The organism is Dermatophilus congolensis (assembly GCF_900187045.1).
Classification (GTDB): Bacteria; Actinomycetota; Actinomycetes; order Actinomycetales; family Dermatophilaceae; genus Dermatophilus; species Dermatophilus congolensis.
In genome coordinates, this window is sequence record NZ_LT906453.1 from 909,327 (window position 1) to 921,933 (window position 12,607).

8 protein-coding genes and 1 tRNA gene are annotated in these 12,607 nt (G+C 58.7%); 5 read left to right on the forward strand and 4 right to left on the reverse strand.

Annotated elements, in window-relative coordinates; all coding sequences use genetic code 11:
- The first annotated feature begins 84 nt into the window (after positions 1-84).
- Entirely contained in the window at positions 85-1,074 is a 990-nt protein-coding gene (locus tag CKV89_RS03920) for a hypothetical protein (RefSeq protein ID WP_028327795.1), read from the forward strand.
- Between the two features lie 109 nt (positions 1,075-1,183).
- Here the strand turns inward: CKV89_RS03920 and CKV89_RS03925 are convergent, their stop codons facing one another.
- Positions 1,184-2,821 (reverse strand): HAMP domain-containing methyl-accepting chemotaxis protein, encoded by a 1,638-nt coding sequence (locus CKV89_RS03925; protein WP_095068460.1) that lies wholly within the window; start codon positions 2,819-2,821, stop codon positions 1,184-1,186.
- 221 nt (positions 2,822-3,042) lie between these two features.
- Between CKV89_RS03925 and CKV89_RS03930 the strand changes: the two genes are divergently transcribed.
- Complete coding sequence (locus CKV89_RS03930; protein WP_161626198.1) at positions 3,043-4,689, forward strand: methyl-accepting chemotaxis protein; 1,647 nt, start codon at positions 3,043-3,045, stop codon at positions 4,687-4,689.
- A 53-nt stretch (positions 4,690-4,742) separates the two neighbouring features.
- Here CKV89_RS03930 and CKV89_RS03935 read toward each other — a convergent pair whose 3' ends face one another.
- The 3 genes from CKV89_RS03935 to CKV89_RS03950 form a co-directional block, all read right to left on the reverse strand.
- Positions 4,743-5,273 carry a pyridoxamine 5'-phosphate oxidase family protein gene (locus tag CKV89_RS03935; protein WP_231935442.1) on the reverse strand — a complete coding sequence of 177 codons (531 nt, stop codon included), beginning with the start codon at positions 5,271-5,273 and terminating at the stop codon, positions 4,743-4,745.
- Positions 5,274-5,342: 69 nt separating this feature from the next.
- Positions 5,343-8,525, reverse strand: a complete 3,183-nt coding sequence (locus CKV89_RS03940; RefSeq protein WP_028327815.1) for a bifunctional cytochrome P450/NADPH--P450 reductase — start codon at positions 8,523-8,525, stop codon at positions 5,343-5,345.
- Between the two features lie 867 nt (positions 8,526-9,392).
- Positions 9,393-9,465, reverse strand: a tRNA-Lys gene (locus tag CKV89_RS03950).
- A gap of 246 nt (positions 9,466-9,711) precedes the next feature.
- On the opposite strand from CKV89_RS03950, the gene CKV89_RS03955 reads away from it, so the two are divergent.
- From CKV89_RS03955 to CKV89_RS03965, 3 genes are read left to right on the forward strand one after another with little or no spacing between them, the layout of a single operon-like run.
- Positions 9,712-10,749 carry a FecCD family ABC transporter permease gene (locus CKV89_RS03955; RefSeq protein ID WP_051277727.1) on the forward strand — a complete coding sequence of 346 codons (1,038 nt, stop codon included), beginning with the start codon at positions 9,712-9,714 and terminating at the stop codon, positions 10,747-10,749.
- Positions 10,750-10,753: 4 nt separating this feature from the next.
- Complete coding sequence (locus CKV89_RS03960) at positions 10,754-11,557, forward strand: ABC transporter ATP-binding protein (protein WP_028327818.1); 804 nt, start codon at positions 10,754-10,756, stop codon at positions 11,555-11,557.
- Positions 11,554-12,552, forward strand: a complete 999-nt coding sequence (locus tag CKV89_RS03965) for an ABC transporter substrate-binding protein (protein ID WP_034401603.1) — start codon at positions 11,554-11,556, stop codon at positions 12,550-12,552. The genes CKV89_RS03960 and CKV89_RS03965 overlap by 4 nt, the downstream gene beginning before the upstream one ends.
- The last annotated feature ends 55 nt before the right edge of the window (positions 12,553-12,607 follow it).

A 12,607-nucleotide genomic window follows, 5' to 3' on the forward strand; every position in this document is an offset into this window, starting at 1 on the left:
ACCCCACATCCCACAAACGAAAAGCACTACGCTGGCGCGGAACCCACTTGACCACAGCGGCCTAGCAGCAAAGGCGAGGCGCCCATGACTTGGCACAAACGACTTGTCCTGGGAGTGATCGCAGTTATCGCGTTGGCTCTCGTTACCGGCACTCTCCTATTCAAGGAACACCACACCCTCACCTTCGCTGAGGGCAACAAACTCCATACCCTTACCGCGTTTGAAGCGCACGGTGTCGCCGCTGAGCTCTTAGCCAGAGCCACCCCCGAAGACGACCTTTCAGTCTTCGCGCCACTGCCTGGCGAACGCGACATCACCACCGCCCAAGCTGTTGCCACCACCGATGCCGCCCAGCTGCCTATCTCCACCTATATGGGGCGGTTGCCTCGCCCCGATGAGAGCGGTGTTGCTCTTGTCGGCAGTCACGTCGCCACCACTGTTGACCACGCTGGCCGTGAGACAGTCACCTACCAGGGAAATACCTACCCTGTCATCGGCAGGCTAGGGCGCACCCCAGAATCCCAACAGCGCAACTCTGCTCTTGTCTTCGACCGCGGACTTTTCACGTCTTCTCCGCAACCGCTCATCCTCGATGGGTCCTACGCTGCCACCGCGTTTGCACGCACCTACCCCAACCGGCAGCGCCGCGCCGCGCCGCTTACTCTGCGCGTCAGTTCTGGGACGTATTCGGTGCCGATGCTGGCTGCAGTGGGCATTACTGGGCTGGTCACTCTTGCCGCGTGGGGGATTATCGCCTCTCGCATGTTCATCCATCACGGCAGGAAACTCAGCCGCGGTGGTCGTTCCTATAGCTCTGTGCTCACCCGTTTTTTCACCGAGATCGCTACGATCCTCGGCGCGGCTGCTCTTTTCTTAGCTATCGCGCTTATGGCCGTGTTCGGTACGGATGGGATCCCTGCAGATCTTGCTCCGATGTGGGGTTTGGCAGGTTTAGTGGCGGCAGGGCTGGGGATGGCTGACTGCTCTCGCCGTATCTGTCAAAGCAGCCCAGGTAAACATGTGCGGTTGGCGTGGCCACAACAGTTTCCCAGTCGAGGCCGCACAGCGCACTAACAGCCAGGGCAGGTCCGGCGTATCGATCTCGGATCGCCGCTGCTGACGCAAAGAAGGGGGGGCCGGCGGGCAAGTAGCGCGCCGGACCCCCCTTCTTTGCGTCGTGGTATTACACGTGGAAGGTCTGCACCAATCGACGTAGTTCATCAGCTTGAGAAGAGAGCTGGTGAGATTCATCAGCGATGGTGGAGGCGATGTCGTTGGACTCCTGTGCCGAACGAGAGACAGTCTCCACGCTCCCGGCAATGCCCGCTGCCGACTGTGCCGCGTCAGAAACGTTGCGGCCCATTTCGTTCGTGGTGGCGGTTTGCTCTTCCACGGCCGAAGCGATCGTGGCCTGGGTGTCGTTGATCTGGGCGATGATCGAAGAAATCTCTGCGATAGCGGTCACAGCGGCCTCGGTGTCCACCTGGATGGCCTCGACACGGCGGCCGATGTCCTCGGTGGCCTTGGAGGTTTCCTGGGCCAGATCCTTGACCTCGTTAGCAACAACCGCGAAGCCTTTACCAGCCTCACCGGCACGGGCTGCCTCGATCGTGGCGTTCAACGCCAGCAGGTTGGTCTGCTCAGCGATGCTGGTGATCGACTTAATCACCTCACCAATCTCGTGGCTCGATTCGCCTAGCTTTCCAACAGTTTCGTTCGTACGGTCAGCGACCCGCACCGCAGAAGCAGCCACTTCGGCAGCAGCATTCGCGTTCTTCGCGATTTCACGGATGCTCACGGTCATTTCTTCTGTCCCTGCAGCCACGGTTTGGATGTTGTCCGAAACCAGGTTGGTGTCTGAAGTGACGTTTGTGAGCTGGGTTGCTGCACCAGAAGAAGAGGTACGGAGAGTGTCTGCCGTGGCAGTCATGCGGCCGCTGGAGTCAGCCAGGTTCGATGCCACTTCGGTGGCACGTTGAATCAGATCACGCAGGTGCGACTGGGCTTCGTTCAGCGCTGAAGCCATGCGACCGATCTCGTCAGTGGATGTGGCTTGCACCTGCCGTGTCAGGTCACCGGCAGCCATGGTCTCTAGCGCGGACTTGACCTGCTCCACTGGCCGCTTCACTGCCCGGATGATCGCCCATGCCACGAACAACGACAGCGCTAGACCGAGCAGGAGCACCAGCAAACTTTCCACGAGCGCTGCGCGCTGTGTAGAGGAGGCCTCATCTGAGTACTGCGCTGCAGTAGCTTCGAGTTCTTTAGCGGCTTTATCTAGTGCGTCATCGGATGATTGCAGCAGTTCACGACTACGGCCAGGAATTTCCGTCGACTCGTATGTTTTCGGGTCGTTCTTTAAAGCTGCCGGGTAGACGACAGAGTCACGGTGTGCCAGCCACGTGTCGTAGCGTTTCGTGAACTCGCTCCACGTAGGCATGACCTCCGCGACAGAAGGATTGTTCGACAGATCCGCAATGATTTTCTTCACGTCGGCGTCATTGGTCGTGTACTTCTTCTGCAGAGTTTGGGTTTCTTCTGCGGAGCGAGCAGCCGAAATGCTCGACAACAGACCACGGATAAACAGTTGTTTGCGGCGCAGCAGGTTGAGCGGGTCACGGATTTCCTGCAAATCCCGAACACTTTCAGTTCGCTGCACTGTCTGCTGACCTGCGTACACATTCACGCCCGTAATCACGATCGCGACCAGTGACATCACCGCCACAATGGCCATGAACTTGCGGGAAAGAGGAAGATTCGCGAGCCATGGAGGAGTGCGGCCTTCTCTGGCCTGATCCACGGTGCTGGCAGGAAGCGACATGACAGGGAGAGTCCTCTCGAAAAGTGAGCACCAATGTGTGGTGATGCAGGTCTTCTTCATATCGGTGTTTCAGAAAAGTTTCTGAGATGTCAGAACTGCCAAGAGAGCATCAGCAGAAGGACACTCACACCACGGCTGTCATCGCCGATGAGATCCACGACCCTGCCCCCAGATCTTTCATGCCCGGAAGATCGACCGGCTGCGAAAGATGGAGATGGCGCATGCGCGAGCAGACAAAAGCAAAATCCCGGTGGACGGGCATTAAGGCGCAGATCGGTGTGATCGGGGCAGTGGGCATCATCGGGATGATTCTTCTTGGCATCAGCGCACTCATCGCTGTGGGGCAACAGCGTTCCCTTTCCGATGAGATCGAAGCTCTGCGGGATGTCAACCGCAAAGTCGAAGCCATCCGTTACGCCAACGCAGACGTCAGCGGCTGGCAGGCTTTTTATGTCTGGGACACGCGTCGAAAAGATCCAGCCGAGGCTGTCGCTGGTGGGGAAGACACCAACCGTGGCTCATACCTTGCCGCGACCGAAGATCTGAAAAAACAACTCGCCGCGTTCCCTGTCGATCAACTCAGCACACAAGAACGTGCTCATTGGGACGCCATGACCGCAGCGTGGAAACAATTCTTCGACGCGGATGCGCGTGCAGTGGCTCTGTACCGAACCAAAACACCAGCAAACCTCGATAAAGCTGACGAAATCATCGACGATTCAGAAACCCCCGGTACCGCTGCACACGCCTACGACATCATCGACAACAACGGCAAAGCCCTCTTCACATCGGTGCGCGCCCGCTCAGCAGAAAAACAAAAAGACGTAGCTAAAGTCGCCACCACGATGAGCTGGATTTTCGCGGTCGTTCTAGTGCTGGCAATCGCGCTTCTGGCATTCACCGTGTATCGAGTGTCCCGCCGCATTTTCGGAAACATCAGCGCCGTACTTGAAAGCGTGAGTGCTCTCAGCCGCGGTGACCTCACCGTCCCCTCGGTGCCGACCTCGCAAGACGAACTGGGGCGGATGGCCCTAGCTATCGAGGACGCCCGCCTATCGATGCGTGAAGTGATCTCTGAAGTAACGGTTGCTTCCACTGCCGTCTCTGGATCATCGAGCCGACTAGCTCAAATTGCAGAAGAGTTCGGGGAAACCTCAACCGCTGTTGCTGAGGGAATGCAGCGAGTCTCTCAAGGAACCGCAGGAGTTAGCGATCAGGTCCAGGCCGTCGCCGCCGGTGCCGAAGAAATGACAGCTTCCATTCGAGAGATCGCCAAGAACGCTGAAGCGGCCGCAGGTGTTGCCGGTCGTGCCGTTGCCGCTACCGAGATGACCAACCGCACCATCGCCAAACTCGGTGAAAGTTCCATCCAGATCGACTCGGTGATCAAATCCATTGGGACCATCGCCAACCAAACCAACCAGCTCGCGCTGAACGCCACGATCGAATCTGCGCGCGCCGGAGAAGCAGGTAGAGGGTTCGCTGTGGTGGCTGGTGAGGTGAAAGATCTCGCGCGGGAAACTTCCACCGCGACGCAGGACATCAGCCGACGCATCACCGAGATCCAAGAAGACACTGCCGCGGCTGTGGCTGCTATTGAGCAGATCAGCATGATCATTCGCCAGATCGATGACACGCAGTCCACTATCGCTTCGGCAGTGGAAGAACAGACCGCGACCACCAATGAGATGGGCGCCAACATTCACCGCACCGCTAACGACACCACAGGTATTTCTCGTGAGTTGGCTGCGCTGGTGGATCGTGCCGGTCAATCATCGACAGTGGCGCTCACCGCGGCTGATTCAGCCCGTGAACTCGCTGATGAGGCAACCACTCTCAACACGTTGGTTTCGCGTTTCCGGCTGTAGACGGCGATCAGGTCACGTGTGCTTGGTGCCGTGTTCTGTGTGCCGCCGACCTGTTAAGAATTCGAGTTGTGGTGCGTTTCTTCCTTCGCGGAGAAACGCACCACCTCGTTTTCGCCTTCCATGCGCTCGCCGGTGACTGCCGACTTCACGAGGTTGGCCAGTTGCACAATCATTCCGCTTCCGGAGGAATCCCAGTACTCAGCTGTCTCGGCATCGACACGCAACAACACGTTGTCTGGGTTTTCTGGCCCGCCTTTGAGCCACGCGTCTGTGAAGGTGCCCCACAGTTCTTTCAACTTTTCTGGATCGTTCAAGATGCGTGCGGTGCCAGAGACAGAAACCCAAGAGCCAGAGCCCGCGAATGCCAGGTTCACTCGCGGGTTCGTGGACAAGTGGCGCACTTTCGCTGAATTTTTCTCGGTGATGAACCAGAAAGTCCCGTTCACTTCGGCTTCTTGGGTTGCCATGGGGATGGAGACAAGGCCGCCGCTTTTATCGACCATTGTCATCATCGCCACGCGTGTGTTTCTGATCAGCTCGGCAACTTTGGCTTGTCGCTGCGCGATACCAATTTCTTCTTCCACCAGGGGCCTCCACATTCACAACAGGTTTAAAACTGCTTGTGTGTTTGATATGCCCCGAAAATATCTGGGTTAGGCGAAGACATCAGAAACATATCGCTCGTGTTCCTGCTCCATTGAAGTTAGCCATTCCTGTGCCTCATCGATGGAGATGTTTTTCGCCTCGGCGCAAATACGTGCGCACACCTGACGAACCGCTGGCGCCATACGTTCACCGTCTCCACACACAAACAGGCTCGCACCGTCGTTGACCAGGTCGATAATGTCGTTGCGGTCGGCCCACATGCGATCTTGCACGTACCGCATAGGTCCTTCAGGGCCTTCTTCGGGAGTGCGTGAGAAAGCCGGCCGGACATCAACAATTCCTTCTTGCTCCCAGGCCGCGAATTCCTCGGCATACAGCAAGTCGGTGTGAGGGCTGTGGCAGCCGAAAAAGAGCAATGCCGCAGCAGGTGTGACTCCTTCTTCTTGGGCTTGCAATGCGCGTTGCTGCACGAACCCGCGAAACGGCGCGATGCCTGTTCCGGTGCACGCCATGATCACAGGAGTTCTCACATCCTGGGGGAGGTTATTTGCCATGCTGCTGCTACGCACACTCACCGGGATTCTGGCACCAGGGCGGGTGCCAGCCAGATACGAAGAAGCCACCCCGTGGTGCTGTCCACGCCCGGAACGAGCAGGTTCGGACAGGTGTGCGACAGTCAAAGTGACATGGTCACTGCTCCACAAAGGTGAAGAACTAATTGAGTACTGCCGGGTGCTCAACGGAGTGAGCATGCTCAAGAAACTCGATAGAGAAAGAGAAACCGAACGGAACTCCTCCAACAAATCCAGCACGGATCGACGTTTCTCCAGGATTTCCTGCTCATAGTTTTCTTCTTCAGCCAGGAAAAGCAGTTCTTTCTTTTCCGGTGGGCAAGAGCACGCATCAGCCAACTGGGTGATGTGGCGTCTGCTAGCGGGACGGGATAGCTCCACGTATTCAGCGAATAGTTCACCTGCCGAAATAGGTTCGCCCAAGGGAAGCTTGGTGGAGATTTCTTCGCTTGATTCGATAAGTAGCCGGGTGTCATAGGCAAGGTCGAACCGGTTGAGAACACGATCTACCACCGGAGCAGGGTTCAATGGCAAAACAACCAGGTAGTCGCCAGTGTGGTACTCCACCCCGGCAGGTAGCGCGATCTCTAGATGGCGTTTACTGCGGCCACCGGGCTGGGAGGTGTCGACAAGTTCTCGGTTGGCGACGACTGTGCCAAAACCCAGCTCCGAAGAAGCGAGGATGGGGCTACGTCCCTCACCCAAAACTTCGACATGTACTCCCGCGTTGACGGTGTCTGGTGCGGGGGTGGCAACTCCTAGCTCGTGACCGATAGCGGGCCACAGCGACTCCTGCCAGGTTTCGAAGTCACCGAAGAAGTCACCCTTGACGTTAGCTTCACCGCGTTCGAGTAGCCGTTGCGCGCCAGCTGCCTGCAAGCCTTGGTCAATAACAGTAGGGATGCGTTGATAGGTGCGAGCCCAGTCAGTGTTACCGCAACCGAACACAGCGAAACGCACTCCACGCAGAGAATCCGGGGCTTGCTCGCCTAGCCAGTTCACAAAACGGCGGGCATTGTCTGGTGGTTGTCCTTCGTAGGAGGCGGTGACGATGAGGGTTGCGCCGTCGCGGCAGAGATTATCGATGCCCTCATCGAGAGACTGAACAGTGGGGGAGTAGCCCAGGGTTTTCGCTTTTCCAGCGATGGTGTTCGCGAAGGCCTCGCAGGTGCCGGCGTTGGAGCCGAAAAGGATCTGCACGGGGGTGCCATGTGCCTCAGCGGCAGTTTCGGGCGCGGTTTCGGCAGTGTTTTTTGCTGCGTTGGTGCTGCGAGCTGCGCCGACACCTTCGCGGCGACGCAGCCGCACGAACAGGCCATCAGGTTTGAGAGTGAGTGTTTCTTTAATTTTTAGTGTGTAGGTGGGGTCAGACCAGTCGATCTCGAACCGCTGCAGAAGAAGAGCAAGAACGAGCTGTGCCTCTTGGAGGGCGAAAGCACGGCCCAGGCAGGAGCGTTGTCCGTTGCCGAAAGGTTTCCACGCATTGGCGGGGATATCTTTGGCGCGTTCGTAGGAGAACCTGTCTGGGTCGAACCGTTCGGGGTCTTCCCACACTGCGGGGTCACGGTGCAGCGACGGGGTGAGAACCATCGCTGTCTCCTCGGGATGTATCTGGAACTTGCCTCCCAGCAGAGTGGTTTCGTACGGGTGGAGGGCAAAGGCGGGTGCGGTGGGCCATAGGCGCAGTGTTTCGCGCAGGATTTGGTCCAGGTAGCCCAGCTGGCTGAGGTCTTCATATGTGGGGAATCTTCCCTGCAGCACGGTATCGACTAGTTCGCGTGCAGTGGCCATCACCTGCGGGTTACGCAGCAACTCGTACACAGTGAAGCTGAGTAGCCCGGAGGTGGTTTCGTGGCCAGCGATCAGGAACGTCACCATTTGGTAGCGGACGTTCTCGTCAGAGAGCCCTTCACCTGTTTGTGGATCGCGGGCTTTGAGCATGGTGTCGAGGATGTCGCTGTTGCCGTTGGGTAGGGGAGTGGCCTGCCGTTGAGTGATGAGCTTGCCAGCGATTTCTTTCATGACGCGGATGTTTTCGGCGTATCGGCGCTGGTGAACCACCATGAGGCGGTTCTGCAGAGGAATGCGGCGGTTCTGCTGCCCGGATTCGTTGAGTGCTTCCACCATCGCGTTCACGAAGGGGTGCAAGGAATCGGAGTAGAAAGAGTTAAACCGGTAGCTAAATGAGCACAAGGCGATCGTGTCTAGGGTCAGCCTGATGAAATCGTTAACAACGTCGATATCGGCGTCCGGGCCGAGCCTCTCCCATTTCAGCATGAGTTGTTCAGCGATGTCGCTCATGCCGTCAAACATTCCGCGTAGCGCTAAAGGTGAGAAAGCGGGCATGAGGATTCGGTGAGCTCTGCCCCAGTTTTCTTCTCCGGTATATGCAGTGAAAAGGCCATCTCCGGCGAAAGAGCGAATATTTTCTAGTGAGCCATGTACACGTTTATCGAAACGGGACTCATCGCAAAGTTCATCGGCGAGTTTAAGTGAGGAAACAAAATACACCGCTGGTCTTCCGGGAAACTGGTGGCGGAATATTTCCCCATACTTTTTGGCCAGCTCCATGCTCACTTGAATTGGTCGTTCGGGATCCAGGGCGTGCAAAGTGCCGACGACGGGGCGGATTTCAGGCCCGGGGACGGTGGTGGTCATGGAGCTTCCTCTCACATGTCGGAGTCGCTCGAAGGTGAACAACCTTGAAGCATCGGTATCTACAGAGACGCTGAGCGATTCGCGCGGGCACAACGGTGTGCATAGCAAGCTGCGGTATTGCTTTGCTGCAGTGCGTGATGCGTGCATCAACTGCGGTGGTTCGCTGCAGGAGCCGGATGAAGAGCAAAAGCCCGGGGAGTACTTCGATGCCGACTGTGTAGCCGCAAGGTGATTTCACTTCTCTCCTGCGGCCTGGTGTTGTCAATATGTTCGTATCGTAGTGGTGAGAAGATCTGTCGCTGCGGTATGGCACGCCCAGAGACGGTGCGGGGTTGAGGTGCAAGAAACCTGTAGTTACGAGGAAGTTTTCGGGTGATTCAGTGGCGCCGCTCGCCATCCTGATCCTTTTGCTGAAGGAAAATTGTGACTGGTTCTTCTTTATAAGAAAAGGTTTTACGTGATGAGTAAATATGTTCCTTGGGTGCGAGCTTCAGTACCGTGGATTTTTTTGACCGTGGGCTTGTATGTGTGGTTCGGAACGCAAGAGCAGCTGATGGGAATAATGTTTTTCCTCGTTGGCCTCATGTCGTGGTCAGAAAAAGAAACAGTGGGTAACCCCGCGGGTATATCTGGGGAGATTCCCGACGCCGCTGACATTAAGAGCTACCGAGCTGAACACCCCGGTGCCACGATCACAGATGCCATCCGGGCCCTGCAAGCATGTCAATGATGCGTGAGTAAGTTGCGCGCCCGCCCGGCAACGGGTGGCGGGGCATAGCCATCGATCTCAGGGCTTTGAGCGCATTATCTGATTAGAAAACCAAAAAACCTCCAGGTCGAGACGAAGTCTGACCTGGAGGTTTGTTGTGGGCCCCGTCGGGCTCGAACCGACGACCAGCGGATTAAAAGTCCGATGCTCTGCCAACTGAGCTAGAGGCCCGAAGCGCTTGAAGCCTTGCGCTGCGTGAACAGTGTAAGACGACGCTTCAGAACGCCACAAAGTGGAAGTTCCACACGTACCGTACAACTTTTCACCCGCAGAAAGCACATCGGGTATCCACAGGGTGGTCAGCGCCTCGCGAAATAGTCGCGTGAAGCGTCAAAAAAGTGGCCCCACCCAATCTGTTAATGATAATGATTATCGAAGTCTCTGCCAGGAGGGACCAGGACACCCGGAAGGAACCCAGTGCCACCCACCACTCGACACCACACCCTACCGTGGTGCCTAGTCCTCACCGCCATCCTCATCACCGCCATCCTCGTCTCCACCGCAAACGGGCCCCTCGCCGTCCCACCCCTGGACGCCGCCCGCATCGTCATCGGACACCTCGTCCCCAACATGCCCTGGATGAGCGACGGAAGCATCACCCCCGCCCAAGACCAAGTCGTCTGGACCTTTCGGCTACCCCGCACCCTCCTCGCTGCCCTCACCGGCGCATCCCTAGCCCTGGCCGGCGTCATCCTCCAAGTCACCGTCCGCAACCCCCTCGCCGAGCCCTACATCCTGGGCATCTCCTCCGGCGCAGGCCTAGGCGCAGTCCTAGCCATCGTCACCGGCAGCACCGCCATCACCGGCCTAGCCCTCAACACCGCCGCCTTCGCCAGCGCCGCCCTGACCATCGCAGTCCTGTACTACCTCGCCCAAAAACGCGGCATCATCGCCCCCGCCCGCCTCATCCTCGCCGGCGTCGCCCTCGGCTCACTACTCTCAGCCCTCACCAACTTCCTCATCACCACCACCGACGCCCAAAACATCTACAGCATCCTGCACTTCCTCCTCGGATCAGTCTCCGCAGCCAGCTGGCAAACCCTGCCCGCCACCGCAGCAGTACTAGCCATCGCCCTGATCGTCGTCGGCACCCGAACCCGCGCCATGAACGCCCTCACCACCGGCGACGAAACAGCCACAGCACTAGGCGTCAACGTCCCCCACCTACGCCGCCTCCTCCTAGCCATCACCGCCCTCCTCACCGGCGCCACCGTCGCCGTCGCCGGCGGAATCGGCTTCGTCGGGCTCATCATCCCCCACACCACCCGCATGCTCATCGGCGCCGACCACCGCCGCGTCATCCCCATCGCCACCCTCCTAGGAGCCACCTTCCTCACCCTCTGCGACCTCGCAGCACGCACCCTGTTCCAACCCATCGAAATCCCCATCGGAATCCTCACCGCCGTCACCGGCGCACCCTTCTTCCTCTGGCTCATGCGACACAAAGACATCTGAAACCATGGACCTCACATTCCACGACCTACGCGTCGACCTCGGCGGCCACACCATCGTCAACAACGCCACCTTCACCGTCCCCACCGGCACCACCGTCGCCCTCCTAGGCGCCAACGGCTCCGGAAAATCCACCCTCCTACGCACCGCCTACCGCGTACACCACCCCACCAGCGGCCACATCACCGTCAACGGCGACAACATCCACAGCCTCACCTCCATCGAAGCTGCCCGACGCATCGCCGTCATGACCCAAGAAACCGGCACCGACTTCCCCCTCACCGGAATCGAAGTCGTCCTCCTAGGCCGCGTACCCCACCAACGCGGATTCGGTGCAGACTCACCACAAGACCTCGAAATCGCCCACACCGCCCTACGCGACGTCGGCGCACCCCACCTGGCCAACCGCACCTTCGCCGCCCTATCCGGAGGCGAAAAACAACGCATCCTCCTGGCCCGCGCACTCACCCAACAAACCCCCGTCCTCCTCCTCGACGAACCCACCAACCACGCCGACCTCGGCTTCCAACACGACCTACTCCACATCGTCACCAGCCGCGGAGCCACCGTTCTGGCCGCCCTCCACGACGTCAACCTCGCCCTGACCTACACCCAACGCGCCGTCGTCATCCACAACGGCACCGTCCTAGCCGAAGGCCCCACCGAAACCACACTCACCACCGAGCTCATCGACCACGTGCTCGGCATCGAATCAGTAGCCCTCACAGACCCCCGAGGCGGCACCGTCCTCTCATTCCGTCGCCGCGTCACCCAACCATCCCCCCACAACACAGACAGGAACCACACATGAAAAACCGTGCCCTCGCCGCCACCGCAGCGGCAGCCCTCATCGGCTCACTCACCCTCACCGCCTGCGGCCAAGGAGTCAGCAACTCTTCCGCCAGCAACGGCAACGGCAACGCCGCCCAAATCACCAACTGCGGTAAAGCACGCACCTACCCCGCAAACCCAGAACGCATCGTCGCCCTCAACCCAGGCCAAGGCGACCTCATCGCCCGCCTCGGCGCAGCCGAGCGCGTCACCGCCATCGCCCAAACCAACGGCGCCCCCATCCCAACCAGCCTCACCGCCAACGGACACAAACCCACAGTCCTGTCCGACAGCGCCCCACCCACCAAAGAACAACTACTAGGCACCCAGCCACAACTCGTTCTCTCACCCACCACCTACGAATTCACCGCCGAAAAGGGCTACGCCACCGAAGACCAACTCCGCCAAGCAGGCGCCGAGGTCTACATCGCCGCAGCCGGATGCCTCGACCGCCGCGGCAAAGCCGACGTCGCTGACCTGCTCACCGACATCGACGCCCTCGGCAAAATCCTCGGCAAAGACAAAGAAGCCCAAGACCTCCACAACAAAGCCCAAGGCATCCTCACCGCCGCCACAGAACGCGCCAAAGACCAAACCAAACCCAAAGTCGCCCAACTATTCATCGAAGGCGACACCATCTCCGCCATCGGTGGCGGCGTAGAACACTCCATGGTCGCCGCAGCCGGAGGAGACAACGTCTTCAACCCCGACGACCCCGCCTTCGCCAAATTCTTTGCCGCAGAAATCTCCCGCGAAACACTCGTCGACAAAAACCCCGAAGTCATCGTCTTCTCCTCCACCGGAAAAGACCACGAAAAACGCACCCGCGAATGGCTCGCCAAAAACTTCGCCAACGTCGAAGCCGTCAAAAACGACCGCATCGTCGCCCTGCCAGCCTCCGAACTCCTCCCCGGAACCTGGGGCAACCTCGAGGCCGTCACCAGCATGAACGAAGCCTTCTACCCCGCGAAATAACCACCACACCCCACTAAAACCGTGTGAGCCCCCTCCATCTGGAGGGGGCTCACAC

Excerpts from the sequence above, each read along its gene's own strand:
- CKV89_RS03930 (WP_161626198.1), top strand. The coding sequence starts at position 3,043 with ATGCGCGAGCAGACAAAAGCAAAATCCCGGTGGACGGGCATTAAGGCG.
- CKV89_RS03920 (WP_028327795.1), top strand. The coding sequence starts at position 85 with ATGACTTGGCACAAACGACTTGTCCTGGGAGTGATCGCAGTTATCGCG.
- CKV89_RS03925 (WP_095068460.1), bottom strand. The coding sequence starts at position 2,821 with ATGTCGCTTCCTGCCAGCACCGTGGATCAGGCCAGAGAAGGCCGCACT.
- CKV89_RS03940 (WP_028327815.1), bottom strand. The coding sequence starts at position 8,525 with ATGACCACCACCGTCCCCGGGCCTGAAATCCGCCCCGTCGTCGGCACT.
- CKV89_RS03965 (WP_034401603.1), top strand. The coding sequence starts at position 11,554 with ATGAAAAACCGTGCCCTCGCCGCCACCGCAGCGGCAGCCCTCATCGGC.
- CKV89_RS03960 (WP_028327818.1), top strand. The coding sequence starts at position 10,754 with ATGGACCTCACATTCCACGACCTACGCGTCGACCTCGGCGGCCACACC.